Source organism: Pseudomonas sp. GL93, from assembly GCF_003408955.1.
GTDB classification, from domain to species: domain Bacteria; phylum Pseudomonadota; class Gammaproteobacteria; order Pseudomonadales; family Pseudomonadaceae; genus Aquipseudomonas; species Aquipseudomonas paracarnis.
This window is the reverse complement of sequence record NZ_NKRF01000081.1, coordinates 55,114-81,421: the sequence shown is the minus strand read 5'-3', so window position 1 is coordinate 81,421 and position 26,308 is coordinate 55,114. Positions and strand designations below refer to the sequence as shown.

21 protein-coding genes are annotated in these 26,308 nt (G+C 60.6%); 15 read left to right on the top strand and 6 right to left on the bottom strand.

Annotated elements, in window-relative coordinates:
* Positions 1–67: 67 nt before the first annotated feature.
* Positions 68–376, bottom strand: a complete 309-nt coding sequence (locus CER19_RS17860; RefSeq protein WP_116667370.1) for an RcnB family protein — start codon at positions 374–376, stop codon at positions 68–70.
* A gap of 142 nt (positions 377–518) precedes the next feature.
* Here CER19_RS17860 and CER19_RS17855 point away from each other — a divergent pair, with 142 nt between their 5' ends.
* The 3 genes from CER19_RS17855 (at position 519) to CER19_RS17845 (ending at position 4,473) form a co-directional block, all read left to right on the top strand.
* A complete protein-coding gene (locus CER19_RS17855) occupies positions 519–1,076 on the top strand; it encodes a helix-turn-helix domain-containing protein (protein ID WP_116667369.1) in 558 nt (185 codons plus the stop codon).
* A gap of 11 nt (positions 1,077–1,087) precedes the next feature.
* Complete coding sequence (locus CER19_RS17850; protein WP_116667368.1) at positions 1,088–2,434, top strand: glutamine synthetase family protein; 1,347 nt, start codon at positions 1,088–1,090, stop codon at positions 2,432–2,434.
* 179 nt (positions 2,435–2,613) lie between these two features.
* Positions 2,614–4,473 (top strand): DUF3857 domain-containing transglutaminase family protein, encoded by a 1,860-nt coding sequence (locus CER19_RS17845; RefSeq protein ID WP_116667367.1) that lies wholly within the window; start codon positions 2,614–2,616, stop codon positions 4,471–4,473.
* Positions 4,474–4,605: 132 nt separating this feature from the next.
* Here CER19_RS17845 and CER19_RS17840 read toward each other — a convergent pair whose 3' ends face one another.
* Positions 4,606–5,499, bottom strand: a complete 894-nt coding sequence (locus CER19_RS17840; protein WP_116667366.1) for a LysR family transcriptional regulator — start codon at positions 5,497–5,499, stop codon at positions 4,606–4,608.
* Between the two features lie 128 nt (positions 5,500–5,627).
* Here CER19_RS17840 and CER19_RS17835 point away from each other — a divergent pair, with 128 nt between their 5' ends.
* The 6 genes from CER19_RS17835 (at position 5,628) to CER19_RS17805 (ending at position 13,478) form a co-directional block, all read left to right on the top strand.
* Complete coding sequence (locus CER19_RS17835; protein WP_116667365.1) at positions 5,628–7,295, top strand: GMC family oxidoreductase; 1,668 nt, start codon at positions 5,628–5,630, stop codon at positions 7,293–7,295.
* Positions 7,296–7,386: 91 nt separating this feature from the next.
* Entirely contained in the window at positions 7,387–9,009 is a 1,623-nt protein-coding gene (locus tag CER19_RS17830; protein ID WP_116667364.1) for an MFS transporter, read from the top strand.
* A 221-nt stretch (positions 9,010–9,230) separates the two neighbouring features.
* Positions 9,231–11,180, top strand: a complete 1,950-nt coding sequence (locus tag CER19_RS17820) for a DNA topoisomerase III (RefSeq protein WP_116667388.1) — start codon at positions 9,231–9,233, stop codon at positions 11,178–11,180.
* A gap of 129 nt (positions 11,181–11,309) precedes the next feature.
* Positions 11,310–11,750 carry a CBS domain-containing protein gene (locus CER19_RS17815; RefSeq protein WP_003190337.1) on the top strand — a complete coding sequence of 147 codons (441 nt, stop codon included), beginning with the start codon at positions 11,310–11,312 and terminating at the stop codon, positions 11,748–11,750.
* 9 nt (positions 11,751–11,759) lie between these two features.
* The gene (locus CER19_RS17810; protein WP_116667362.1) at positions 11,760–12,605 is read left to right on the top strand and encodes an NAD-dependent protein deacetylase; all 846 of its coding nucleotides are present in this window, start codon (positions 11,760–11,762) and stop codon (positions 12,603–12,605) included.
* 543 nt (positions 12,606–13,148) lie between these two features.
* Positions 13,149–13,478, top strand: a complete 330-nt coding sequence (locus tag CER19_RS17805) for a hypothetical protein (RefSeq protein ID WP_003190335.1) — start codon at positions 13,149–13,151, stop codon at positions 13,476–13,478.
* 58 nt (positions 13,479–13,536) lie between these two features.
* Here CER19_RS17805 and CER19_RS17800 read toward each other — a convergent pair whose 3' ends face one another.
* On the bottom strand, positions 13,537–14,439 hold the full coding sequence (locus CER19_RS17800) for a LysR family transcriptional regulator (protein ID WP_116667361.1): 903 nt from the start codon (positions 14,437–14,439) through the stop codon (positions 13,537–13,539).
* A 133-nt stretch (positions 14,440–14,572) separates the two neighbouring features.
* Between CER19_RS17800 and CER19_RS17795 the strand changes: the two genes are divergently transcribed.
* From CER19_RS17795 to CER19_RS17785, 3 genes are read left to right on the top strand one after another with little or no spacing between them, the layout of a single operon-like run.
* Positions 14,573–15,271 (top strand): CoA transferase subunit A, encoded by a 699-nt coding sequence (locus CER19_RS17795; protein ID WP_003190329.1) that lies wholly within the window; start codon positions 14,573–14,575, stop codon positions 15,269–15,271.
* Between the two features lie 31 nt (positions 15,272–15,302).
* Entirely contained in the window at positions 15,303–15,962 is a 660-nt protein-coding gene (locus tag CER19_RS17790) for a CoA transferase subunit B (RefSeq protein WP_005786928.1), read from the top strand.
* 11 nt (positions 15,963–15,973) lie between these two features.
* Positions 15,974–17,155, top strand: a complete 1,182-nt coding sequence (locus tag CER19_RS17785; protein ID WP_116667360.1) for an acetyl-CoA C-acetyltransferase — start codon at positions 15,974–15,976, stop codon at positions 17,153–17,155.
* A 150-nt stretch (positions 17,156–17,305) separates the two neighbouring features.
* Here CER19_RS17785 and CER19_RS17780 read toward each other — a convergent pair whose 3' ends face one another.
* Positions 17,306–17,728, bottom strand: coding sequence for a PaaI family thioesterase (locus CER19_RS17780; RefSeq protein ID WP_116667359.1), 423 nt, complete (start codon positions 17,726–17,728; stop codon positions 17,306–17,308).
* 156 nt (positions 17,729–17,884) lie between these two features.
* Between CER19_RS17780 and CER19_RS17775 the strand changes: the two genes are divergently transcribed.
* Positions 17,885–18,679: a DUF4349 domain-containing protein gene (locus CER19_RS17775; RefSeq protein WP_116667358.1), complete on the top strand. Its 795-nt coding sequence runs from the start codon at positions 17,885–17,887 to the stop codon at positions 18,677–18,679.
* Here the strand turns inward: CER19_RS17775 and CER19_RS17770 are convergent, their stop codons facing one another.
* Entirely contained in the window at positions 18,680–19,765 is a 1,086-nt protein-coding gene (locus tag CER19_RS17770; RefSeq protein WP_116667357.1) for a DUF1615 domain-containing protein, read from the bottom strand.
* A 273-nt stretch (positions 19,766–20,038) separates the two neighbouring features.
* Between CER19_RS17770 and CER19_RS17765 the strand changes: the two genes are divergently transcribed.
* Both CER19_RS17765 and CER19_RS17760 read left to right on the top strand, forming a co-directional pair.
* Complete coding sequence (locus tag CER19_RS17765; protein ID WP_256660476.1) at positions 20,039–24,784, top strand: RHS repeat-associated core domain-containing protein; 4,746 nt, start codon at positions 20,039–20,041, stop codon at positions 24,782–24,784.
* Positions 24,781–25,167, top strand: coding sequence for a hypothetical protein (locus tag CER19_RS17760; protein ID WP_116667355.1), 387 nt, complete (start codon positions 24,781–24,783; stop codon positions 25,165–25,167). Before CER19_RS17765 ends, CER19_RS17760 begins: the two co-directional genes overlap by 4 nt.
* A 51-nt stretch (positions 25,168–25,218) precedes the next feature.
* Here the strand turns inward: CER19_RS17760 and hemB are convergent, their stop codons facing one another.
* Positions 25,219–26,193, bottom strand: coding sequence for a porphobilinogen synthase (hemB, locus tag CER19_RS17755; protein WP_116667354.1), 975 nt, complete (start codon positions 26,191–26,193; stop codon positions 25,219–25,221).
* Positions 26,194–26,308: the final 115 nt, after the last annotated feature.

The window sequence follows — 26,308 nt, the reverse complement described above, 5'->3', positions numbered from 1 at the left end:
TAACGCGACCATTGGGGTCGGTTACCTTAACGCAAGAAACATGAAACGAGCAGGTGCCCCGGCGGGATTATTTCTTGACTGGAGTAATCTCGAGGATGGTGCCGTTGGTGGTCTTGAGCAGGACGTACTTGTCGCCTACGCGCGCCCATTGGCTTTCTTCTTCGGGCTGTTTGAGGCCGCGCTTTTTCCAATCGCTGATGGCCGACTCCTTGCGCATCAGGATATCCGGCGCACGGTCGCCCTCTTTCAAGTTGCGCGCGTTGATGTTTGAAGGTTGCACGGTTTCCTGAGGGGTATCGCCGGCCTGCACTACAGCGCTGACGGTGGAAAAGCTGGCAGCGACCAGCAGGCAAGCGGCTAAGGTTTTCGACTTCATGGGTGCTCCTTCAATTAATGGTGCATACCCAGGTTCCGACCGCGGCGGCGCGCAATCATTCAGCCGGGTTTCCCTGTGGCCAGAGATTGCCTTCGTGAAATTTATCGTGTAATTTTTCATGAAATTATTCGATATAAATTTCATGAACCCACAAGAAGAACTCGCCACCCTCGCGGCACTGATCCACGACCTGCGCAAGCACAAGAAGCTCACCCTGGCCCAACTTGCGCAAAAAATCGAACGGTCGGTGGGGTTTCTGTCCCAGGTCGAACGTGGCCTGTCGCGCCCGACCGTGGCCGATTTAACCGCCATCAGTCACGCCCTCGACGTGCCCACCACCTATTTCTACAGCCTGCCCAAACCCAAGGCGGTGGACTGGGTCACCCGTCCCAACGAGCGGCGCACGGTGTATTACGCCAATGGCATCACCGACATCCTGGTGTCGCCGAGCATGAACGGCGCGTTCTCGATGCTCGACAGTTTGTTGGCCCCCGGTGCCAACAGCGGCGAACAGAGCATAAGCGACCGCGCCGAACAGGCCGGATTTGTGCTCGAAGGCGAGTTGACCCTGTGGGTGGATGACGAAGCCGAGCCAGTCACCCTGAGCCCCGGCGACAGTTTCCATCTCGCCAGTTTCGCCCACTGCCGCTACGCCAACCTGACCGACCTGCCCGCCCGCGTCCTGTGGGTTTACAACTAGGAGCTGCACCCGTGAAAAGCCATTCCTCCACGTTGCTGGCCGAAGTAAGGAGCTTTCGCCAGAACCACCCCGACGTACGCTATGTCGACCTGATCGCCCTGGACATTCCCGGGCATTTCTACGGCAAGCGCTACCCGGTGGAGATGCTTGAGAAAGTCGCCGCCGGCAGCCCGCTGAAGCTGCCGCAGAATGCGGTGCTGCTGGGGGCCCAGGGTGGGCTGTTCAAGATTGGCGATTACTGCTTCAACGATGGCGACCCGGACGCCAATCGCCGATTGGTGCCCGGCACGCTCAAACCAGTCACCTGGGAGTCGCAGCCATTGGGGCAAATGCTCATCACCTCGGACGGCACCCAAGCGCCAATCGAATTCGAACCCCGCGAAGTCCTGGCCAAGGTGCTGGAACGCTTGCAGCACCAGGGCATTCACCCGGTGGTGGCGTTTGAGCTGGAGTTCTACCTGTTCGATAAACAACTGGACAACGGCTTGCCGCAATTTGCCCGCGACCCGCTCAGTGGAGATGCCGACGACCAGCCCAACCTGCATATCGAACGGCTGTCGCGTTTCAACGACGTGCTCGACGATATGGCGCAAACCGCCAAGGACCAAGGCCTCGACATTACGGTGATCACCGCCGAAATCGGCCCCGGCCAGTTCGAGATCAACTTCGGCCACTGCGATGACGGCCTGCGCGCCGCCGACTGGGCCGCCCTGTTCTGCCGCAGCACTCGTGGCGTCGCGCTCAAACATGGTTACCGCGCCAGCTTCATGGCCAAGCCCTACCTGCAATTTCCCGGCAGCGGCATGCATGTGCATGTCAGCCTTTACGATGCAGCGGGCAATAACCTGCTCGCGGCCCATCAGCAGCAACCGCTGCGCCACGCCGTGGCCGGGTGCCTGGAGTTGCTACCGCACTGCATGCCGATCTTCTCGCCCAATCACAACGCCTTCCGCCGCCTGGGCGGCACGGTCAACGCTGCGACGCGGGCGAGCTGGGGCTTTGAAGACCGCGACGCCTGCGTGCGCATCCCCGACTCCGACCCACGCAACCTGCGGATCGAGCACCGCCTGGCCAGCGCCGATGCCAACCCTTACCTGGTGCTGGCGGCGATCCTCGCTGGTTTGGAGCATGGGCTTGAGGCCAAGCGCGAACCCATCGCGCCACTGAACGAAGACCGCAACAGCGGCGCCGACTTCCCCCTCGAAATGCTCGACGCCGTGCGTGCCATGCAGCAGCAACCCGTACTGCGCGACAAGCTGGGCGCGGAATTTGTCGACGTGTATTGCGAGAACAAACGCCAGGACCACCTGGCTTTCCAGCAGGAAATCCAGGCGCGGGAATATCGCTGGTTCCTCTAATCGCGTGCCGCGCTGGTGGCATAAAAACCATGACATAAATCAACGAAAGGCTCTAACACGGGCCTTTCAGGCCGATAAATTGTCGAACAATCCTGGCCTTTGCCGTTGAGATCCATTATCATCCGTCGCCTTCTCGCTACCCGCCGGGTAGCTGTTTCAATGTGTCACCCGAGGCGCCCATGTACCGTTTTTCGTTTCACCGCCCTTTGATTGCCATCAGCCTGGGGCTGGTTTCCCATTCCGTCAGCGCGGCCCTGCAACCCATAGCCGAAGCCCCGCTGGCCAGTGACACCGAGCTGCACTGCCACTTCAACCGCGACGCCAGCACCGATTGCACCACCACCTACCGCTACACGATCCTCAAGGCCAACGGCCGCGAAATGCTTTCGCGCATCGACTTCGACTACTCCGAAGCCGACACCTTTGAAGTGGTCAGTGCCCAGTCCACCCAGCCTGGCGCCAAGCCGGTCGCCCTGGCCGCCACGCAAATCGATACCCGTAGCGCGCCCAACCCGGACCAAGGCTTCAGCCGCGACAAGCAAACCTCCCTGGCCTTCCCCAACCTGCGCGTGGGCACGCAGATCCGCTACACGGTACGCCAGCATTACCCGGCCAAACCGCTGATGACCCAGTTCCACTATGTGCTCAAGTTCGGGCCCAGCTCAGCCCGCCGCGATCGCTTCAAGGCGCGCTTTACCGCCGAACGGCCGATGCAATGGCGCAGTGAACTGTTCGACGGTTTCAAGGTAACCCCTTCGAGCAACGGCAAGACCCTGGACGTGGTGCAAAAAGCCCCGACCTACCTCAACTACATCAATGAATCCTCCGCCGCCGCACTGCTGCGCGTCCCACGCCTGGAAGTGGGGAGCGCCGTGGACCGCCAGGCGTACTTCGGTGATTTCGCCCAGCGTTACAACCAGATCCTCGGCGCCACCCTGCCGGCGCAAGCCGCCGCCGCCGTGGCCGCCGCACGCAGCCTGGCGCCATCTGAGCAAGTCGCGGCAATGATGCAGCACATCAATGATCACTACCGCTACCTGGGTGACTGGCGGGCGACCGAGCGCGGCTATGTGCCGTTCAGCCTCGCGGAAATCGAGCAGCACGGCTACGGCGACTGCAAGGACCTGGCGACGCTGCTGACGGCCATGCTCAAAGCCAGTGGCATCAAGGCTGAGACCGCGTGGGTCAGCCGTGGCGACGTGGTCGATGCCTTGCTGATCCCCGGCACCCAGGCGCCGAACCACGCCATCGTACGTGCCGAAGTAAATGGCCAGGTGTGGTGGCTTGACCCGACCAACCCGGTCTTCGCCCCTGGCCAGACCATGCCCGATATTCAGGACCGCTGGGTTTTGGTCAACGACGCCCAGGGCCAGGTGCGCGAAGAACACATCCCACTGGAGCGCCCCGAAGTCTCGATACGCCTGGACAAACAGGTGCAATACGGCAAAGAGGGAGATGGCGCGGTGAAGGCGACTATTCCCTTCAGCCGCCTGCCGCTGATGCAACTGAGCGTCGCCGACCGCCAGCAAGGCACCACCGCCACCGACCAGAACATCTGCGCCAACTTCGGCAACGACATCAGCGACTGCCAGATCACCCGCGAACCCACCCGTTTTGTGGTGCATGACGGCTACAGCGTCACTGCCCACATGAACGATCAGCGTGCCCTGGAAAAGCTGGCCAATGACTATGTCTACACCGACCCATCCTTGAAAGACCGCTGGGAGGGCTACATCAACTATCGTCGCCAGGGGCAACAGGCCGACCTTTACCTGGGCAATCCTGAAACCTATGACTACACCTACACCCTGGCTGGCGGGAAGATGGAAAAAGCCATCCCCGGCTGCAAGGTGCGCTCGCCCTGGTACGACCTCGACCTGGACGGCAAACTGGAGAACGGCTCGCTGCGCTATCACTATCGCCTGAGCCAGAAGAAGCGTTGGTTGACCCATGCCGAAGTCACCAGCGATGCGTTCGGCAACATGATTGACGAGGCTCGGACCTGTGCCGAGCAGGTACATCAGGTAGTAAAGCTCTAGACTGTCCCTGACACACCACGATCCAAATGTGGGAGCTGGCTTGCCTGCGATGACGGCCGGTCAGCTTGCACATCAGTGACTGACACACCGCCATCGCAGGCAAGCCAGCTCCCACCTTTTAATCCGCGTGCGTCAGCGGGATTCGCCGAGCAACAAGCCCTGCTCCCGCGCGCATAACTCCACCACATAATCCCACAACACCCGCAACCGCACCGACTTGTGCAGCTCCCGGCGCGAGCTGATCCAATAGCTGCGCTGAATGCCCTCCGCCGGCAACAACGGCACCAACTCCCCATCGCCAGCTGCCATGAAACACGGCAACACCGCAATGCCCAACCCCGAACGCGCCGCCTGGTGCTGGGCGATCACACTGGTGCTGTGGAACACCACTCGGGGGTTACGGCAGAAGCTGTTGAGGAACTTCAGTTCCTGGCTGAACAGCAGGTCATCGACATAATCGATCCAGGCATGGGCAGCGAGGTCTTCACGTTTTTCGATGGGTGGGTTGCGCGCCAGATAGGCGCGGCTGGCATACAGCGCCAGGCGGTAGTCGGTGAGTTTGCGCGTCACCAGTTGGTCGGCGCTGGGGCGTTCCAAGTGAATGCTGATCTCCGCCTCGCGGTTGAGGATGCTGACAAAGCGCGGCACCGCGACCAGCTCCACCTCCAACCCTGGGTAGCGTTCAAATAGCCCGCCCATGCGTGCGGCCAGAAACATCACGCCCAGGCCTTCGGCCACGCCGAGGCGGATCTTGCCCAGGGGCGCAGCAGAATGGGTGAGTTCATCTTCGGCCAGCAGTGCCACATTTTCCATAGCCTCGGCATGCTTGAGCAATGCTTCGCCGGCAGGCGTCAGTTCATAGCCCTGGGCGTGCTGCACGAACAGCGCCGTGCCGAGGCTTTTCTCGATGGCGTCGATATGCCGCGCCACGGTGGCATGCGTGGTTTTCAGGCGTTGGGCGGCGGTGAGCAGGCGGCCACTGCGCTGCAACTCGAGAAAAAACCGCAGGTCATTCCAGTCGAACATATCGCCTCCAGAGCCTGGGCCAACCGGCGTTGTTTAAAAACGCACAGCGGGTGGGTAAAAACTAACATTTTTAAGACGAAAACTAACAACTAGGATGGGCCCAATAAGAAAAACAAGCGAGACCCCAGATGCCCAATGCAACTGCTGAATACGATTACATCGTCGTCGGCGCCGGCCCTGCCGGATGCCTGCTCGCCAATCGTCTGTCCGCCAACCCGGCTCACCGTGTCCTGCTGCTGGAAGCCGGTGGCCGCGACAACTACCCCTGGATCCATATCCCCGTCGGCTACCTGTTCTGCATCGGCAACCCACGCACCGATTGGTGCTTCAAGACCCAACCCCAAGCCGGCCTCCAGGGGCGCGCCTTGAGTTACCCTCGGGGCAAAGTGCTGGGCGGCTGCTCGTCCATCAACGGCATGATCTACATGCGCGGCCAGGCCCAGGATTACGATGGCTGGGCGGCGGCGGGCAACGCGGGCTGGGCCTGGAAAGACGTACTGCCGCTGTTCAAACAGAGCGAAAACCATTTTGCCGGCGGCTCTGAATTCCACAGCGAGGGCGGTGAGTGGCGCGTCGAGCAACAGCGCCTGTCGTGGCCGATCCTCGATGCGTTTCGTGAGGCGGCGGCTCAAAGTGGCATCGCTAATATCAATGACTTCAACCAGGGTGATAACGAGGGCTGCGGTTACTTCCAGGTCAACCAGAAAGCCGGTGTGCGCTGGAATGCGGCCAAGGCGTTTCTCAAGCCGATCCGCCAGCGCCCCAACCTCACCGTGCTGACTGAGGTAGAGGTTGAGCGTGTGCTACTGGAGAACGGGCGTGCTTGCCAAGTACTGGGGCGTCAACATGGCCAGCCGATGAGTTGGAAGGCGCGCAAGGAGATTGTGCTATGCGCGGGCTCCGTGGGGTCGCCGGGCATTCTGCAACGCTCAGGGATCGGCCCTTCCCAGGTGCTCAAGCCGCTGGGTATCGACGTGGTGCACGAGCTGCCAGGCGTTGGTGGCAACCTGCAAGATCACCTGCAACTGCGCCTGATCTACAAGCTGGAAAATGCCCGTACCCTGAACCAGATCGCCGGCACATTGTGGGGCAAGATGGGCATGGGCCTGCGCTACCTGTACGACCGCAGCGGCCCGCTGTCGATGGCGCCCAGCCAGCTCGGCGCATTTGCCCGCTCCGGCCCGGAGCAAGCCTCGGCCAACCTGCAATACCATGTGCAGCCATTGTCCCTGGAGCGCTTTGGCGAACCATTGCACGGCTTCCCGGCATTTACCGCGTCGGTCTGCGACCTGCGCCCGCAAAGTCGCGGCCGGGTGGATATTCGTTCGGCCAACCCGGCGGACGCCCCCTTGATACAACCCAATTACCTCAGCCACCCCGAAGACTTGCGCATAGCCGCCGACGCCATTCGCCTGACCCGGCGCATCGTCGCCGCTCCGGCCCTGAGCCAGTTCAAACCGGTGGAATACCTGCCCGGCGAAGCCCTGCAAACTGAAGAACAACTGCACGAGGCAGCCGCACGGATCGGCACCACGATTTTCCATCCGGTGGGCACCTGCCGCATGGGCGATGACAAAGACGCCGTGGTCGACAGCCAGCTGCGCGTACACGGCATTCCCGGCCTGCGCATTGCCGATGCCTCGATCATGCCGCGCATCACCTCCGGCAATACCTGCTCACCCACGCTGATGATCGCGGAGAAGGCCGCGCAGCTAATCCTGTCACCCAACACTGTAGGCGCGAGCTTGCTCGCGAAAAACCCACCAGCACCGCGCACCACAGGGCACCCCGCGTAATCATTAACGCTATATGAAGTTGAAAAACACCGGCGCCGAGGTCAGCGCCGACAGTGGAAAAACAATAAATAATCACTGTGAGGGACACCCGATGTCAGAACATGCTCAACCCCTGGGCTCGGCGGCCAGTGCAAGTACCGCCAACGAATCAAGAAAGGTCATCTTCGCCTCCTCCTTGGGGACGGTGTTCGAGTGGTATGACTTTTTCCTCTACGGCGCCCTGGCGGCGGTGATCAGCAAGCAGTTCTTTGCCGGGGTCAACGACACCACGGCGTTTATCTTTGCCTTGATGGCCTTCGCCGCAGGGTTTGTAGTGCGGCCATTCGGTGCCCTGGTGTTCGGCCGCCTGGGCGATATGATCGGGCGCAAGTACACCTTCCTCGTGACCATCATCCTGATGGGCGTGGCAACCTTCTGCGTCGGGTTGCTGCCGACCTACGCCAGCATCGGCATTGCCGCACCGATTATCCTGATCGTGCTGCGCATGCTGCAGGGCCTGGCGCTGGGCGGCGAATACGGTGGCGCTGCCACCTATGTGGCCGAGCATGCGCCACCGGGCAAGCGCGGGCTGCACACCAGCTGGATTCAATCCACCGCCACCCTCGGCCTGCTGCTGTCGCTGCTGGTGGTGCTGGCTTGCCGTTACTTCACCGGCGATCAGTTCGAAGTGTGGGGCTGGCGCATTCCGTTCCTGTTTTCCATCGTGCTGCTGGGCATCTCGACCTGGATCCGCATGAGCCTGCACGAATCGCCCGCCTTCTTAAAGATGAAAGAGGAAGGCAAGGCCTGCAAGGCGCCGATTCGCGAGTCCTTCGGCAAATGGGAAAACCTCAAGGTGGTGCTGATCGCCCTGTTCAGCATCAACGGCGGGCAAGCTGTGACCTTCTACGCGGCGCAGTTTTATGTGCTGTTCTTCCTCACCCAGTTCCTGCGCATGGACCCGGCCCTGGCCAATATGCTGTTGATTATCAGCGTGGTGATTGGCGCGCCGTTCTTTATCCTGTTTGGCTGGCTATCGGACAAGGTCGGGCGCAAGCCGGTGCTGATGCTCGGCCTGCTGCTGGCGACCGCGCTGTACTTCCCGATCTTCAAGGGCCTTGCGCACTACACCAACCCCGCAATGGACCAGGCCAGCCAACAGGCGCCGATCACCGTACTGGCCGACCCGGCCACCTGCACCTTCCAGTTCGACCCAGTGGGCAAGGCCCGTTTTGACAGCCCCTGCGACAAGGTCAAGACCTTCCTGGTCAAACAGGGACTGCCCTACAGCAGCGTCGCCGCCCCTGCGGGCAGCCCGGTGCAAGTGAGCGTCGGCGATGTGCGCATCGACGGTTTTGATGAAGCGGCCCTGCGTGGCGCCGTGGCCCTGGCCGGTTATCCGTCATCGGCGGATGCGGCCCAGGTCAACAAGCTGATGGTGGTGGTGCTGATCGTGGTGCTGATCTTCATCGCCGCCATGTGCTACGGGCCGTTGGCGGCGCTGATGGTGGAGCTGTTTCCGACGCGCATCCGCTACACCTCGATGTCCCTGCCCTACCACATCGGTAACGGCTGGTTTGGCGGGTTCCTGCCGACCGTATCGTTTGCCTTGGTGGTGTATACCGGCGATATCTTCTATGGCTTGTGGTACCCGGTGGTGGTGACGGGCGTGAGCCTGATCGTCGGCCTGTTCTGCCTTAAGGAAACCCGGCATGTGGATATCGAAAACAACTGATACCTCTCCCCTGTAGGAGCGAGCTCGCTCGCGAAGAACCTGAGAGCAACGCGGGGCACCAGGCGCCCCGCGTCATCGTTAACGACCTTCGCGAGCAAGCTCGCTCCTACAACGGCGTATGGCACCCACACAAATTGCTGTACATCCATACAGATAATGGTTGCTCAAACCCCTTCAAGTAAGCATCCTGCAAGGCATCAACCCGATCTGATGTGATGACCATGCGGCTGTACCTCTGTGAAAAACCCTCCCAGGCCAAGGATATCGCGGCCGTGCTCGGTGCCAGCCGCCGCGGCGATGGGTGCTGGCTGGGTAATGGCATCACGGTCACCTGGTGCATCGGCCACCTGCTGGAAACCGCCCCGCCCGATGCCTACGACGCTAAATATAAACGCTGGGTACTGGCCGACCTGCCGATCGTCCCGGAAAAGTGGAAGATGCTGGTCAAGCCCAAGACCGCCAGCCAATACAAGACCGTCAAGCGCTTGCTGGGCGAAGCCCAGGAACTGGTGATTGCCACCGACGCCGACCGTGAAGGCGAGATGATCGCCCGTGAACTGGTGGAACACTGCCGCTACCGCGGGCCGATCCAGCGGCTGTGGTTGTCGGCGCTCGACGACGCCTCCATTCGCAAGGCCCTGGCGGCGCTCAAACCCGGTGCAGAAACCTTCAGCCTGTATCACTCGGCCCTGGGGCGCTCGCGTGCCGACTGGCTGATCGGCATGAACATGAGCCGCCTGTTTACCCTGCTGGGGCGCCAATCCGGTTACCAAGGCGTACTACCGGTAGGCCGAGTACAAACCCCGACCCTGCGCCTGGTGGTGGACCGTGATCGCAGCATCGCCGACTTCGTGCCGATGGCCTATTGGGCCATTGATGTCGACCTGCGCCACGAGCACATGACCTTCACCGCCCAATGGCGCGCCCCTGAGGATGTCTGTGACGACCAGGGCCGCTGCCTCAACCCGCAACTGGCGCGGGACGCCGCCGACGCCATGCTCAACGCCGCCACGGCGCGGCTGGTGAAGCTGCGTACCGAACGCATGCGCGAGGTGGCGCCCCTGCCCTTCGACCTCGGCACCTTGCAGGAGATCTGTTCGAAGAAGCTCGGCCTGGGCGCCCAGGAAACCCTGGACATCGCCCAATCCCTCTACGAAACCCATAAGGCCATCACCTACCCGCGCAGCGATTGCGGCTACCTGCCGTTGAGCCAGCACAGTGAAGCGCCGAAGATTCTTGCGGCGCTGGGCCGTGCAGACACGGCGGTGAACGAGCTGATGTCGCACATCGACCCCCAGCGCCGTTCGCGGGCCTGGAACGACGCCAAGGTCAGCGCCCACCACGGCATCATCCCCACCGGAGCCGGCAAGGAGATCAGCCAACTGACCGGCAAGCACCGTGCGGTCTATACGCTGATTCGAGCGCGCTACCTGGCGCAGTTCCTGCCCAACCATGAATACGACCGCACCCAGGCCGATTTCGACTGTGCCGGCCAGGCGTTGCGCGCAGTGGGCAAAGTGGTCATCGAACCGGGCTGGAAACGCGCCTTGCCCGAAGCGCTGGCCCCCGCCAAAGGTCGCGAAGCCCCAGCGCCCCAAGCGTTGCCGACGCTGGTGCAGGGCCACGACTACGCCGTGGCCAAGGTCAACCTCAAGGACCTGTGGAGCCAGCCGCCCAAGCCCTTTACCGAGGGCGACCTGATCAAGGCAATGAAAAACGTCGCCAAGCTGGTGGAGGACCCGTTGCTCAAGCAAAAACTCAAGGACACCACTGGCATCGGCACCGAGGCCACCCGCGCCGGGATCATCCAGGGCTTGCTGGACCGCGGCTACCTGGTAAAAAACGGCAAGGCCCTGTCGGCAACCCCCGCCGCGTTCAGCCTCATTGACGCGGTGCCCCGCGCCATCGCCGACCCCGGCACCACCGCCATCTGGGAACAGGCACTAGACATGGTGCAAAGCGGCGAAATGAGCCTGGAAGAATTCGTCGCCAAGCAAGCGGCGTGGATGAGCAAGCAGGTGGCACGCTGTAACGGCATGCGCATGACCATCACTGGCCCCGCCAGCCCCGCTGGCCGAGGTGCAACGCAGTGGAAAAAGAAACGCAAGGCCGCCCCGCGCAAGGCCGGCGCCAGCCCCAAACGAGGGAAAAAGCCGGCAAATGCGGGATAAATACCGAAAAAAACCGGCACATGACGTTTTTCGACAGGTTTAACGCCGCATTGGCCCTTGCTCCGGCGAGTTCGGTCTAGGATTCTGTAGGGGATCTGGACTACCAACAACAACACCGGAGTGGCCGCCATGAAGACCGTTGCACAACTGCTGAAAGCCAAGGACCAGAAAAACCAGGACGTCCACACGATCAAATGGGACCACACCGTGTTTGAAGCACTGGTGCGGATGTCCGAGAAAAACGTCGGTGCCTTGCCAGTGGTCAAGGATGACGTTGTGGTCGGCATCATCAGTGAACGGGATTACGCACGCAAGATCATGCTCAAGGGCCTCTCGTCGGTCACCACCAAGGTCCATGAGGTGATGAGTTCGCCGGTGATCACGGTGGATACTCACAAGAGTGTCGAGGAATGCATGAACATCATGACCGACAGTCACCTGCGCCACCTGCCCGTGGTCGAAGACGGCAAACTGCTGGGCCTGCTGTCCATCGGTGACCTGGTCAAGGAAGCGATTGCCGAACAAGCGGCCTTGATCCAGCAGCTGGAACAGTACATCCGCGGCGAATAGGGGGAACCCATGCTCGACACGCTGGACCATCAGGAAGACCACCTCGACACCCTGCACCGGGCCATGACCGGCCGGCGTTTCCTGGTGCTGACCGGCGCAGGGATCAGTACATCTTCGGGTATCCCGGATTACCGGGACGGTGAAGGTGTACGCCGGGGCAAGCCACCGATGATGTACCAGGAATTCCTCGCCACCCCCGAGGCGCGGCGCCGTTACTGGGCGCGGGCGATGCTGGGTTGGCCACGGGTGCGCATTGCCCAGCCGAACAAGGCCCACCTGGCGCTCGCGACACTGCAACAACGAGGGCGCATCAGTGGGTTGATTACGCAGAACATCGACACCCTGCATGACCAGGCCGGCAGCCGGGATGTGATCGAGCTGCATGGCAGCTTGCATCGGGTGCTGTGCCTGGATTGCCAATTGCGTAGCGAGCGCGACGTGATCCAGCGGCAGATGGAGGTCGATAACCCGCACATGGCACAGGTTCATGCGGTGCAAGCGCCAGATGGCGATACCTTGCTCGATCCGGTGTTTGAACAGCGCTTCCAGATACCCCACTGCCCACATTGCAACGGCGAAAGGCTGAAACCGGATGTGGTGTTCTTTGGCGAGAACGTCGCACCGGCGACGGCGCTCAAGGCGATGACGGCGGTAGAACATGCCGAAGGACTGTTAGTGGTGGGGTCGTCACTGATGGCCTATTCGGCGTTTCGCCTGTGCAAGGCGATGGTTGAACAGGGTAAGCCGGTGATTGCCATCAACCTGGGCAAGACTCGGGGTGATGAGCTGTTGCAGGTGAAGATCCAGGCGTCCTGCGAGCAGTTATTGCCGTTGCTGGCTGCTCAACTCGGATAGCACAGCAACACAGATCAACTGTGGGAGCGAGCAAGCCCGCTCCCACATGGATCTTGCGGCGAATTGACCACCGTAGCTGTGCGACCCACCGCACAGAAAATGACGCCCAAGTCACGTTTTCCCGCATTCCCCCGTCCCCGCGGCAATTTATGTAGTGAGCAAAAATAATCACTACATAATCGTTGACGTAACCTTTTTGTCCTTGCATGATCTAGACGTCTCTCGGATCGAGAGCGTTGGTAACAAGCGTTTTGAACAGGCTCGTCTGACCGCCGAGCTGTTTTTCCGGATGTGCACTGCCCACAAGGCAGATTGATGAAGCTGACCGGTCCCGAAGGGGACAGGTACAAGGCGCTCAAACGCGGCTTGTCTTCGTGATCAGAGCATTGCGTAGCAGCCCATCAGCAAGACTACATGCATCAGCTTCAAGACCCTGCCCGTATTCGGCAGCCCGTCGCTGACGCCCGGTTTTAGTGACCGGAGACAACTTACTGGTATTAACGAATCAATTGATAGATCGCCAACTGGTCAAGGGGCTTACACATGAATCTGAACAACCAACCCACTATCGATGAATTGGCTGAGATGTTCGCAGCGCAGAAAGACACACTCGACGACCATATCCTGTGGATTGGCAAATCCGGCGAAGTGCAAATTGACTGCCTGGCGCCCCATACCGAAGAAGCCGAGTTTGACCGTAACAACCGTGAGCTGGCGGCACGCCTGAAGATGTACCGCCGTGGCCAGGGTTATGTCGGCAAGAAGGCCGCCGCTGATCGCAACTTTATCGAGCAAGTGTTCGACACACTTAACAATGCCTGGGCGTCTTTCAAAGACAGCTCGCAAGTTAAAGTGATCGACCGTTACTACTAAGTAGTACTCAATCAATGTGGGCGTTGGCTTGCCAGCTCCCACATTTGTATTTACCGGTTTAGAAAGTTGGAAACCTGCCCTTCCCCGCTTCATCTCGAAAGATATCAAACAACACCTGCGCCGCCGCTGACAGCTCATGCCCCGGTTTAGTCAGCACCCCAATCGGCCGCTCGATCACCGGGCCGGTCAAGGTAATGCAATGGGCTCCCGCCTCCTCCATCTGCCTGGCGCATAACGCTGGCACCGCGCTAACCCCCAAACCGCTGGCAACCATCTTGCCCACCGTCGCCAATTGATGGCTTTCCAAGGCAACGGGCAATTTCATCTGCAAGGCACCAAGGTGTTCTTCCAGCATCACTCGCACGGTGGAAGGCCGCTGCAAGGTAATGAACGGCTGTTCAAGCAAGGCTTTCCAGTCGATTTCAGCGCGCTGTGCCAAAGGTGAGTCTCCCGGTACCACGGCGATAAAACGGTCCAGGTACAACGGGGTAAATGCCAATGACGAGCCCTCAGACGGCTCGAACGCCACCCCCAGCTCCACCTGACGGTCGCGCACCATCTCCAGCACTTGCTCATTGATCAGGTCATGTACTGTCACGTTCACCTGGGGGTAACGTGCGCGGAATATCTTCAGGATGGGCGGCAGCAGGTTGCCAGCAAACGATGGCATCGCTGCCACCGTGACACGCCCCCGTTGCAAGGTAAAACGCTGGCGCAGTTCGTCCTCGGCGTTGTCCCAGTCGGCAATCAACCGGCGGGCCAGGGGCAACAGGGACTCACCTTCAGGGGTCAGCGCGACGTTACGGGTATTACGGCTGAACAGGCGCCCGCCCAAGCCTTCTTCCAGGCCCTTGATGGTCAAGCTCAACGCCGACTGGGAGAGGTGCAAACGCTCGCAGGCAGCGGCAAAACTCAGACTCTGCGCAACAGCGAGAAAGGCACGCATCTGTTTAACGGTCATGACGCAGCTCCGGACGACGATTGAACTATGCTGTTTTCTAAATCAATCAACCTTAAAAAACAACTTAACAAATCAATCCGCTGGCGCAACACTCAACTCACTGGCTGGACCACAAACAATAAAAGAGGTGCATATGGCAGGTTTCGATAAACGCGTGGCGTCCTATGAAGAAGCGCTGGCAGGCCTGGAAGACGGCATGACCGTGCTCTCCGGTGGTTTTGGCCTGTGTGGCATTCCGGAAAACCTCATTGCCGAAATCAAGCGCAAAGGCACCCGCGACCTGACGGTGGTTTCCAACAATTGTGGTGTCGATGGCTTCGGCCTGGGCGTGCTGCTGGAACAGAAGCAGATCAGCAAAGTGATCGCTTCCTACGTGGGTGAAAACGCGCTGTTTGAGAAGCAACTGCTCAGCGGCGAGATTGAGGTGGTGCTTACCCCTCAAGGCACCCTGGCAGAAAAAATGCGCGCAGGCGGCGCCGGCATCCCGGCCTTCTTCACCGCCACCGGCGTCGGCACCCCCGTTGCCGAAGGCAAGGAAACCCGCGAATTCAAGGGTCGCCCGTATCTGATGGAAGAATCCATCACCGGCGACTTTGCCATCGTCAAAGGCTGGAAAGCCGACCACTTCGGTAACGTCATCTACCGTCACACCGCCCAGAACTTCAACCCGCTGGCCGCCACCGCCGGCAAGATCACCGTGGTCGAAGTCGAGGAAATCGTCGAACCGGGCGAGCTGGACCCGGCGCAGATCCACACCCCTGGCATCTACGTCGACCGGATCATCTGCGGCACCTTCGAAAAGCGCATTGAACAGCGCACCGTCCGCAAATAATCCCCGTCCAGAACAATAAGAGGAAACAATCATGGCGCTTACCCGCGAACAAATGGCTCAACGCGTTGCCCGCGAGATGCAGGACGGTTACTACGTGAACCTCGGTATCGGCATTCCGACCCTGGTGGCCAACTACATCCCCGACGGCATGGAAGTGATGCTGCAATCGGAAAACGGCCTGCTTGGCATGGGCCCGTTCCCGACCGAAGAAACCATTGACGCCGACATGATTAACGCCGGCAAGCAAACCGTCACCGCGCGCATCGGTGCCTCGATCTTCTCCTCCGCCGAGTCGTTCGCGATGATTCGCGGTGGGCATGTCGACCTCACCGTACTGGGCGCATTCGAAGTGGACGTACAGGGCAACATCGCTTCGTGGATGATCCCCGGCAAGCTGGTCAAGGGCATGGGCGGTGCCATGGACCTGGTGGCCGGCGCGGAAAACATCATTGTGATCATGACCCACGCATCCAAGGACGGTGAGTCCAAGTTGCTCAGCCAATGCAGCCTGCCGCTGACCGGTGCCAACTGCATCAAGCGTGTGCTCACGGACCTGGCGTACCTGGAAATCGAAAATGGCGCTTTTGTCCTCAAGGAACGCGCACCTGGCGTCAGCGTTGAAGAGATTGTGAGCAAGACCGCCGGTAAACTGATCGTCCCGGACCACGTTCCAGAAATGCACTTCCAGTGAGGACAGATTCCATGCAAGACGTCGTGATTGTTGCTGCCACCCGCACCGCCGTGGGCAGCTTCCAAGGTTCGCTGGCGAACATTCCGGCCCCGGAACTGGGCGCCGCCGTCATCCGTCGCCTGCTGGAGCAGACCGGCCTGGACCCAGCGCAAGTGGATGAAGTGATCCTCGGCCAGGTACTCACCGCAGGCAGCGGCCAGAACCCGGCGCGCCAGGCTTCGATCCTTGCCGGCCTGCCCCACGCCGTGCCGAGCCTGACCCTGAACAAAGTCTGCGGTTCGGGCCTCAAGGCTTTGCACTTGGGCGCCCAGGCCATTCGTTGCGGCGACGCCGAGGTGATCATTGCCGGAGGCATGGAGAACATGAGCCTGGCCCCGTACGTATTGCCTGCCGCGCGCACCGGCTTGCGCATGGGCCACGCGAAGATGATCGACAGCATGATCACCGACGGCCTGTGGGATGCGTTCAACGATTACCACATGGGCATCACCGCCGAGAACCTGGTGGACAAGTACGGCATCAGCCGCGAAGCCCAGGACGCCTTTGCCGCCGCCTCCCAGCAGAAAGCTGCCGCCGCTATCGAAGCCGGACGCTTTGCCGATGAGATCACACCGATCCTGATTCCCCAGCGCAAAGGCGACCCGGTGGCCTTTGCGGTGGACGAACAACCCCGCGCCGGCCCCACCGCCGAATCCCTGGCCAAGCTCAAGCCTGCGTTCAAGAAAGACGGCAGCGTCACCGCCGGCAACGCCTCGAGCCTCAACGACGGCGCCGCCGCAGTGCTGCTGATGAGCGCCGACAAAGCCAAGGCTCTCGGCCTGCCCGTACTGGCGCGTATCGCCAGCTACGCCAACGCGGGCGTCGACCCGGCCATCATGGGCATCGGCCCGGTCTCGGCCACCCGCCGCTGCCTGGACAAGGCCGGTTGGCAGTTGGCTGACCTGGACCTGATCGAAGCCAACGAAGCCTTCGCCGCACAATCCCTGGCAGTGGGCAAAGAGCTGGAGTGGGACGCGCAGAAGGTCAACGTCAACGGCGGCGCCATCGCCATCGGCCACCCGATCGGTGCTTCAGGCTGCCGCGTACTGGTGACCCTGCTGCACGAAATGATCAAGCGCGATGCCAAGAAAGGTTTGGCAACGCTGTGCATCGGTGGCGGCCAAGGTGTCGCCCTGGCGCTCGAACGCAACTGAATCGGATCGCTATTGTGGCGAGGGAGCTTGCTCCCGTTGGGCTGCGTAGCAGCCCCATGCCAATAAGAGCAACACAGAAAAGGCCCGGCTCCACGAAAAGCCAGGCCTTTTCTTTTATCGATACCCCTGAATGAACTCCCACATTTGATCTCATTGCCTGTCAGCTTGCGGCACCGCGAACACCGCGCTCGCCCGCAGCACCACGCGCTCCTCCACCCGCAAACTCAACGTGGCGAACGCCATCTGCCGTCCGCGCTTGTGGCTTTCCAAACGCACCACCATCCACTCCCCTACCTGCACGGCGCCCAAGTAATCCAAGGTCATGCTGGCGGTAATCAACGGCAACGGCGGCTCACTGGAAAACGCCATGGCGTACCCCATGCCGATATCCGCCAGCGTAGCCAAGACCCCGCCGTGCACCGTGCCGCGCCCATTGGCGTGACGATGATCGGCGCGCAGGCCAACTTCCAATTGCAAACCTTCGCCACGGCAATACGCCGGGCCGAGCAGTTCCAGCAACGGGCTGCTGCGCGGCAATGGGACAAAGCCTTGGGGGACAGTCTGAGCGTTCATGGCGGAGCTTCCCTAGTGTGAGGCTTGAGGTGTACGCCAGCCCCGACCCGGCAGCCACCACCATCAGCCGGACAAATCCCGGGCAATGCTTTGCGTTAATGGGCCAGACCCGCTTTAATCTCGGCCAATTTCTCCTGCACACTTCAAGGAAACGCCATGCGCCACCTGGACGGCAACTCCCACCCGCTTCGCGCGCCGCTGTTGATCTTGCTGGCCGGCCTGGCCTTGGCCGGTTGTTCCCCCAAGGACCACTCTCGCGCCACCGTCATCAATGGCGAACAGGGCAAGGCCGGGGCGCAACTGGCCTATGAGCATGACTTGACCCTGGCCCTGCCCGGCGCTCTGCTCGCGCCGCGTATGCAGGCCACTCGTGAGGCGTGTGAAACGGCGCGCTTTGGTGCCTGCAATATCCTTGGCATTACCGAAGACGGCCAGGGTGGCCAGGTCATCCTGCGGATTGCGCCCACGGGTGTGGAGCCGATGGTCGCCCTGGCGGCCGAAGGCGGTAAGCTCGGCCAGCGCATCACCACTGCCGAAGACCTGGCCGATGCCGTGGCGGATGTGCGCCGTCGCCAGGACCGCCTGCAAGCCCAGCAGCAACGCCTCGATGAACTGGCCAAGCGCAAGGACATCACCGTCAGCGACCTGATCGTCCTGAGCAAAGAGCAAGCCGGCATTGAAAACGAGCTGCAGGAACTGGCTCAGGTTGCCGCCGGCCAGCAACGCCGCCTCGACACCAACCGCGTGACCTTGAACTTCCGCTCCTCCGACGGCGCCAACCAGGTGTCAAGGTTCACCCGGATGTTCAGCAACCTGGGAGACAACCTGGTGAACGGCACCGCAGACGCCCTGGAACGTGCCAGCTATGTGCTGCCCTTCGTGATCCTGGCGTTCCCGGTAGTGTGGTTGTGGGTGGGCTTGTGGCGCCGGTTCGTCAAGCGCCGCAGTTGATCAGCGCTTCATGCAGCGCTGGTAGCGCTCGTCCACGCGCTTGGCAAACCAGGCCGTGGTCAGGTTGCGGGTGATCTTCGGGCTCTTGAGCACAATGCCCGGCAGGATCGCCCGTGGCAACGGCTTGCCGGCCGCCTGGTCAGCCAAGGCGAAGACGCGCTTGTACAAAGTGGTGTCCTCGAAATCCAACTGCTCGCCCTGCTCCAGCTGGCTGCGGATGCTAGGGTTGCGCATGTCCAGCTTCGCCCCCAGTGAACGCACCGCCAGCTCGGTGGTGCCGGGCAACAATGAGCCATAGCGGATCAAATCCCCATCCAGCGCCAGCTCTTTGCCTGAAGCACGGCTGACTGCGGCCTGGAACGCGGCATTGCGGCTGGCGTACCAACCGGCGTTGAAATCGGCAAAGCGGTACAGCGGCTGGTCGTAGCTCACCGGGTAACCGAGCAAGTGGGCGATGCCGAAGTACATGCCGCCGCGACGGGTGAACACTTCGCGGCGAATCGTACCGTCCACCGTGTAGGGATAACCCCGCGCCTGTTTCTGCGCAAAGTCGATACTGACCTGCATGGGGCCTGCGGTGTGTACCGGGTTGAACCCGCCAAACAGGGTATTGCCCAGGGGCACCATGCTGATGAAGTCGTCGAAGATCGCGCTCAAGTCCTTCTCCGTGCGTGCGGCATTCAAGCGGTCGGCGTAAGTTTTGCCGGTGGGCGAACGCAATTGCAGGGCGCTGCGCACCACGAACGCGGGCACATGCACCTTGCCGGCGCGGCGCAGGATTTCGTCCTGGGCGATCTTGCCCATGCCCGGCACAGGCGGGTCGACCTGATAGGTGGACTCCTGCTCGGTCACCGCCAGCACGGCGCAGATGTTTTCGGTGCTGGGGTAGATTTTCTGGGTGTCGAAGGCGGTGTAGATGTCCTGGGCCCAACCGTTGCGGTCCGACACCTTGGCCGGCAGCAGGCGCACGATCTGCGCCTTCACCTCGGCCTCACTGCGTTCGGGCTGCTGCGGGCCACGGGAGGTGGAGCAACCGGCCAGCACCAGCAAAGGCATGAGGCAAAAGAGCAGACGACTTGGATACATGAGGCTTCCTTGGTTAACGACAGACCGGGCAGTGCAGATATCGACAGGTAAGTCTAACCGGGGTTCGTCGGTGAGCCGAAGCGGATGCCTGGCCTTAGCTGAAACATCCCACATAACTGCCGGATAAGCTCTACTCCCCTGCCCTGTGAACCGCTGCAAAGTCCCTCGCCTGATCAAACAGTGCGAGGGATTGCAGATGGTTGTTTTCGTTACGCCCCCGGTTGACGGGGTTGGCGCTTGAACCCGGTCATTGGCAGGCTGGCCCTAACCCCAATGAACGTGAAAGCGGTCGACGTCGAAGGCGTCTTCCGTGACTTTCGCGATTGCCTGAACACCTTTGACGATTGGGCTAAAAGCTTCTGGAGCTTCTCGGCGCTGGAGCTTGAGCAAGTGTTCAAGGTCGGCGATGAGGTAGCGCTCGTTGCCCCGATCAATCGCTCCCTGTTTCCCAGCCGCACGGTCGCCACCTGCCAGGCCAACGGTACGTTGACCCTGGTGCATATGTTCCAGAGCACGCGGTTCGTGCCGATCGGCGACACGGCGGTGATGCTGCAACGCGTTGATCCAAACGGCGGCCCGTTGGGCGAGCCCATCCACAAGACCATCGGTCCGAGCGGCATCCTTGAGATCACCGAGTGTGATCGCAACCAGCAATATCGGGTGAGCTTTTACCCCAACGTTTCCCAGGATCACCTGAAGGCGCTGTATGCGTCCTACCAGTCGTTGATCGCCGCGCTGGAAGACCGGCTGCGCAAAGAGTGGACCGACACCTTACAAGCCCAGTGGAAAAATTACACAGACGCCCGCCCGCTTGAGCGGCGCCGCCTGCTGGAAGCGGCCTTTGCCAGCGGGTTGGGCAAGGCGCTTTACAGCCTGTGGGACAACATTGGCGAGCTGTCTGCGCTGCTGGCAGACCTCAAGCCCAACAGCGAAAAGCTGCTGCAATACCTTTCTCAAGCCGAGCTCGATGAACTGCTGACCCTGGGCAGTGATGCGATCGCCCAGGGCTTGTTGGTGCTCAGTGATGAGCCGCTGCTGTTTGTCTACCTATCGGCGCTGGTCAGCTGGATGCGCATGCTCCCGCCACCGGAGATGGCTGAACTGTGGGGCGAAATTACCGGTGAAGTGCTGATCAATCTGCTGCTGATTCGCGTCTTGGGTGCGATGGGCGTGGTGGTGCGATTGGGGGCTCGTGTGCTCAGTCACGTCAAATCCGGGCGGGCACGGGCGTTGTTGGAATTGCTGGCCAAGCAGGTGGCGGGCCCTCGGCTGGAGACCCATGTGGAGGCCGCCAAGCCGGTGTTGCTGAGCAGTGCGGCGACGCCGGTCAAGGCGGTGCCAGTGGTGCCGTTGAAGGCAGGCGACACGCTGGTTTCGAACTCGGTGCCGATGGTGCGCGGCAAGACCCAGCGCACCACGTTGGTCCGTCAGGAGCCTGTCGATGATGTGCCGGCTGTGGCTTCAAATCCTAAAGGCGATGCGGCGGCGCCAGCGGACAAGACCGTTACCAACGGCTGCCCGGTGTCGATGGTTACCGGCGAGGAGTTGCTGACCCTCACCGATGGCGCGCTGGATGGGATCTTGCCGTTTGAGTGGACGCGGCTGTACCGCACCAGCGCGGTGGAAGTCGATTGTGGGTTGGGGTTTGGCTGGAGTCATGCGCTGGCCCATCGGCTGGTGGTGTCGGGCGATTCGGTGGTGTGGACTGACCATGAGAACCGCTCGACCACCCTGCCCTTGCCCAACGATTCTCGGCCGGCGATCACCAATAGCCTGGCGGAAGCGGCGATCTACTTGGGTTCGGCTCCTGATGAGTTAGTGCTGGCCCAGGCGTCACGGTTCTATCACTTTCGCGACGGTGTGCTGACAACCATCAGCGATGCGTATGACAACCGTCTACGCATTTGCCGCGATCGTTCCGGGCGGATCGAGCGGCTGGATAACGGTGCTGGCCGCTCGCTGCTGCTGCGTTATGAGCTGGATCGCATCGTGGCGGTGGACTATCAGGTGCATCGCGCCACAGGGCGTGAGCCCTACGTCTGGGAAACCGAACAGAACGTTGTTTCCTACGCCTATGACGAAGCTGGACGACTGGTTTGCGCGACCAATGCCGTCGGTGAAAGCGAGCGTTATCGGTACGACGATCAGCACGTCATTCTTGAGCGGCAGTTGGCCGGTGGCGCGAGTTTCTTCTGGGAATGGGAACACGCAGGCAAGGCGGCGCGCTGCGTCCGGCATTGGGCGAGTTTTTCGCAGATGGACACGCGCTATGCCTGGGGCGATGACGGGCGTGTCACGGTGCATAACGCCGATGGTAGCCAGGAGGTGTATGTCCATGATCATCGGGCGCGGCTGGTGCAGCGCATCGATCCAGACGGCGCCACCCACTTTAAGTCCTACGATGACCAGGGGCGGCTGACGGTAGAGCAAGGCCCGATGGGCGCGGTGACGGCCTATCAGTATGACGACGCCGGACGCTTGGTCGCGCTGTTTCCGGGGGAGGATGAGCCGACATCCTACGAACATGACAACGGCTTTGTACGGGTTGTCAGGCGTGGTGAGGCGGTCTGGAAATACGAGCGTAATGAGCAAGGCGATGTTACGCGTAGGACCGATCCCGATGGTGAGGTGACTGACTACAGCTACAACAAGCACGGGCAACTGGCTGGGGTTTGGTATCCCGACAGCAGTTGTCATCGGCTGGTGTGGAACGAGCGTGGTCAGTTGCTTGAAGAGCAATTGCCCAGTGGTGGGATCAAGCGCTATCGCTATGACGAACTCGAAAGGCAAATCGCCCGAGAGGATGAGCACGGCGCACAGACCGTTTATGAATGGGACAGCGTCGGTAGGCTGATTCGCCTTGTATTGCCAGGCGGTGGTTGTAGGGAATTCAGCTACAACCCCTACGGCAAAATCATCGCCGAACGTGACGAACTCGGCCACGTCACCCGCTACGAATACGAAGGTGGCCTGCACCTGATCAGCCGCCGTCTCAACGCCGATGGCACCCAGGTCAAGTACCGCTACGACAACGCCCGGCTGCTGCTCACCGAGATCGAAAACGAAGCCGGCGAAACCTACCAACTCGACTACAACCCCAACGGCCTGATCCGCCAGGAAACCGACTTCGACGGCCAACGCACCGCCTACGCCTACGACCTCAACGGCAACCTGCTGGAGAAGACCGAATACGGCGACGATAACAGTCAGCTAATCACCCGCTACGAGCGCGACCACGCCGGGCGCCTCGTACGAAAAACCCTGCCCGATGCCAGCGTTGTCGACTATGCCTACGACCGCCAAGGCAACCTCCTCAGCGTCGAAGACGGCCACTGGGCGTTGGCCTACGAATACGACCGCCAAAACCGCCTCACCGCCGAACACCAAGGCTGGGGCACCCTGCGCTACGGCTACGACGCCTGCGGCCAGCTGAAAAACCTGTGCCTGCCGGACAACAACCGCGTCACCTTCAACCACGACAAAGGCGGCCACCTCGCCACCGTCGAACTCAACGGTGAAGTGCTTACCTCGCATCTATTCAAGAGCGGCCGAGAGCATCAACGCCAGCAAGGCCAACTGCTCAGCCACTACCACTACGACGACCAGAGCCGCCTACACGCCCACGCGGTAACCCAACAGCAAAACCATTTTTACCAACGCCAATACGACTACGACAAATCCGGCAACCTCACCCGCCTGCTCGACACCCGCAAAGGCGAACACCGCTACCACTACGACCCCCTCGCCCGTCTGACCCGCGCCGATCACTCCCAAGACGTCCAGGAACGCTTTGCCCACAACCCGGCGGGCAACCTGCTGATGCAAGACCGCCCCGGCCCGGACATCGTCGCGGCCAATCGTCTGATGATCCAGGGCGACCGCCATTACGACTACGACGCCTTCGGCAACCTGATCCGCGAACGACGCGGCAAGGGCCAGCAACTTGTCACTGAGTACCGCTACGACTGCCAGCATCGGTTGGTCGGGGTTACAACGCCCAACGGCGAAACCGCCAGTTATCGCTATGACCCGTTTGGGCGGCGCATCAGCAAAACCGTGGAGGGCAAAACCACCGAGTTTTTCTGGCAAGGCGACAAGCTGGTTGCCGAGCATCACGCGGAACGTCACCGCAGTTACATTTATGAACCGGACAGCTTCCGCCCACTGGCACTGTTGGAAGGTTTCGGCCCAAAAGAAACCAAGCCCTACCACTACCAACTCGACCACCTCGGCACTCCGCAAGAACTGACCGACACCGAAGGCGAAATCGTCTGGTCCGCCCACTACCGCGCCTACGGCCAGATCGCCCGTCTCGACGTGAGCAACATCGACAACCCGCTGCGCTTTCAGGGTCAGTATTTCGATGCGGAAAGCGGGCTGCACTACAACCGCCATCGCTACTATAATCCGGATATTGGTCGTTATCTGACACCGGACCCGGTGAAGTTGGCGGGTGGGATCAATGGGTACCGGTATGTACCCAACCCTACGGGGTGGGTGGATCAGCTAGGCTTAAGTACGTGTCCAGGTGCAGATGGATGTAAGCCACATCAACATACTGAAACCTCCCACGGCCAGGCAAAGGTAGATGAGGGGGCTCCCTCGCTCCCCAGCTCAGATAAAAAAAGAGAATATCTATTTCGCGGGGATTTAAGAGAGCCAGATGAAATTTTTGAAAGCGGTTTTGAAAGTAGAGGAGCCAGCACAGACCTTTTCCTGCACACGTTGAATAATGCCAGCCCTCCCAGCAATTTCGTCCCTACTTCGACCTCAAGGAAACAAGCCTTGGTATTCGCTTCAAATTTTGGCTTCGAGGAAGGCTTTCTTTACACCCTAAGAAAAATCCCTGGAATAGACGTAAATAAAGCGTTGGGCACACGTTCCAAACATAGAAACGAGGTAGAAATCGCAATCCCTGGACGAATAGATACCAAGGATATTTTAGGTGCATCGCCAGTCAACGAAGACGGTACCTTCAAGGGATACACGATATTGAACCCTAATAGGAAATACCCATGAAATCGCGTGAAATCACCATCATTAAAAACGGTATACGTGACAGCGCAGTGATCGAATACGAAGGAGGCAAGCCCACCCTTTATCTTTCGCTAAGCAATGGGACAAAAAAAACCTATACAGCGATGGATTTATACGACTGCTTCGGTGTATTGAGAGCGGATATGAAAGACACCGTTTTTCTTTGCAAAGGCGCAAAAATTAACGTTCATACATCAGGTATGTCCTCACATATGTCGAATGGTCTTATTGCTTACGAGCTAACACTGGGGCGACCAGATGGGGAAGTTGTACATATATTCGCTCACGAGGAAAACGATCTCACCAGTGATATACAACAGCAGCATGATTTCTGCCAGCGATGGGCTGAATCGGCGCAGGTCTAGCGGATGCCCCGTGGCAACTAACCTCCTTTGCCACAGGGCTAAACGACGCCTTTAAATCCCCGCCACCGCCAAATCCATCGCAAAATACGTAAATATCAAATCCGCCCCCGCCCGCTTGATCGATCCCAACGTCTCGCGCACCACCCGGTCCTCATCAATCGCCCCGGCCTGCGCGCCAAACTTGATCATTGCGTACTCACCACTCACCTGATACGCAGCCACCGGCAGGCGTGACGCCTCGCGGATGTCGCGGATGATGTCGAGGTAGGCACCGGCTGGCTTGACCATCAACGCGTCGGCGCCTTCCTGTTCGTCCAGCAGGGATTCGCGCACGGCTTCGCGGCGGTTCATCGGGTTCATCTGGTAGCTTTTGCGGTCGCCCTTGAGCGCGCCGCCGCCGGCTTCGCGGAAGGGGCCGTAGAGGGCCGAGGCGAATTTGGTGGAGTAGGCCATGATCGGGATGTGGGTGAAGCCGGCGTCATCCAGGGCGCGGCGGATGGCCTGGACCTGGCCGTCCATCGCCGCTGACGGAGCGATCACGTCGGCGCCGGCGCGGGCGGCGGCCACGGCTTGTTTGCCGAGGTTAACCAGGGTCGCGTCGTTGTCGACATGGGCACCGTGCATCACACCGCAGTGGCCGTGGTCGGTGTATTCGCAGAAGCAGGTGTCGGACATCACGATCATTTCCGGCACGGCGTCCTTGATGATCGAGGACATGCGCGAAACCAGGCCGCGTTCTTTCCACGTGTCGCTGCCGCTGGCGTCGAGGTGGTGGGACACACCGAAGGTCATCACCGACTTGATGCCGGCGCGGGCGTAACGCTCGATCTCACCGGCGAGTTTTTTCTCAGGAATGCGCAACACACCCGGCATGCTGGTGATGGGCACGAAGTCGTCGATTTCTTCTTCGACAAAAATCGGCAGTACCAGGTCGTTGAGGGTGAACTCACTTTCCTGGAACAGGCCACGCAGCTCCGGGGAGCGGCGCAGGCGACGTGGGCGGGCTTGGGGGAACTGGCTGGTCATGGCAATCCTGAAAAATGGCTGAACACTTTGGGGCGAAAGCTTATGCCCCCAAGTCCCGGCAACACAAATGCCGAGGGGCCAATAGTGTATTGCCGGGTGCGTAACAATTCATTGA

Excerpts from the sequence above, each read along its gene's own strand:
- CER19_RS17860 (WP_116667370.1), bottom strand. The coding sequence starts at position 376 with ATGAAGTCGAAAACCTTAGCCGCTTGCCTGCTGGTCGCTGCCAGCTTT.
- CER19_RS17855 (WP_116667369.1), top strand. The coding sequence starts at position 519 with ATGAACCCACAAGAAGAACTCGCCACCCTCGCGGCACTGATCCACGAC.
- CER19_RS17845 (WP_116667367.1), top strand. The coding sequence starts at position 2,614 with ATGTACCGTTTTTCGTTTCACCGCCCTTTGATTGCCATCAGCCTGGGG.
- CER19_RS17840 (WP_116667366.1), bottom strand. The coding sequence starts at position 5,499 with ATGTTCGACTGGAATGACCTGCGGTTTTTTCTCGAGTTGCAGCGCAGT.
- CER19_RS17835 (WP_116667365.1), top strand. The coding sequence starts at position 5,628 with ATGCCCAATGCAACTGCTGAATACGATTACATCGTCGTCGGCGCCGGC.
- CER19_RS17830 (WP_116667364.1), top strand. The coding sequence starts at position 7,387 with ATGTCAGAACATGCTCAACCCCTGGGCTCGGCGGCCAGTGCAAGTACC.
- CER19_RS17820 (WP_116667388.1), top strand. The coding sequence starts at position 9,231 with ATGCGGCTGTACCTCTGTGAAAAACCCTCCCAGGCCAAGGATATCGCG.
- CER19_RS17815 (WP_003190337.1), top strand. The coding sequence starts at position 11,310 with ATGAAGACCGTTGCACAACTGCTGAAAGCCAAGGACCAGAAAAACCAG.
- CER19_RS17810 (WP_116667362.1), top strand. The coding sequence starts at position 11,760 with ATGCTCGACACGCTGGACCATCAGGAAGACCACCTCGACACCCTGCAC.
- CER19_RS17805 (WP_003190335.1), top strand. The coding sequence starts at position 13,149 with ATGAATCTGAACAACCAACCCACTATCGATGAATTGGCTGAGATGTTC.
- CER19_RS17800 (WP_116667361.1), bottom strand. The coding sequence starts at position 14,439 with ATGACCGTTAAACAGATGCGTGCCTTTCTCGCTGTTGCGCAGAGTCTG.
- CER19_RS17795 (WP_003190329.1), top strand. The coding sequence starts at position 14,573 with ATGGCAGGTTTCGATAAACGCGTGGCGTCCTATGAAGAAGCGCTGGCA.
- CER19_RS17790 (WP_005786928.1), top strand. The coding sequence starts at position 15,303 with ATGGCGCTTACCCGCGAACAAATGGCTCAACGCGTTGCCCGCGAGATG.
- CER19_RS17785 (WP_116667360.1), top strand. The coding sequence starts at position 15,974 with ATGCAAGACGTCGTGATTGTTGCTGCCACCCGCACCGCCGTGGGCAGC.
- CER19_RS17780 (WP_116667359.1), bottom strand. The coding sequence starts at position 17,728 with ATGAACGCTCAGACTGTCCCCCAAGGCTTTGTCCCATTGCCGCGCAGC.
- CER19_RS17775 (WP_116667358.1), top strand. The coding sequence starts at position 17,885 with ATGCGCCACCTGGACGGCAACTCCCACCCGCTTCGCGCGCCGCTGTTG.
- CER19_RS17770 (WP_116667357.1), bottom strand. The coding sequence starts at position 19,765 with ATGTATCCAAGTCGTCTGCTCTTTTGCCTCATGCCTTTGCTGGTGCTG.
- CER19_RS17765 (WP_256660476.1), top strand. The coding sequence starts at position 20,039 with ATGAACGTGAAAGCGGTCGACGTCGAAGGCGTCTTCCGTGACTTTCGC.
- CER19_RS17760 (WP_116667355.1), top strand. The coding sequence starts at position 24,781 with ATGAAATCGCGTGAAATCACCATCATTAAAAACGGTATACGTGACAGC.
- hemB (WP_116667354.1), bottom strand. The coding sequence starts at position 26,193 with ATGACCAGCCAGTTCCCCCAAGCCCGCCCACGTCGCCTGCGCCGCTCC.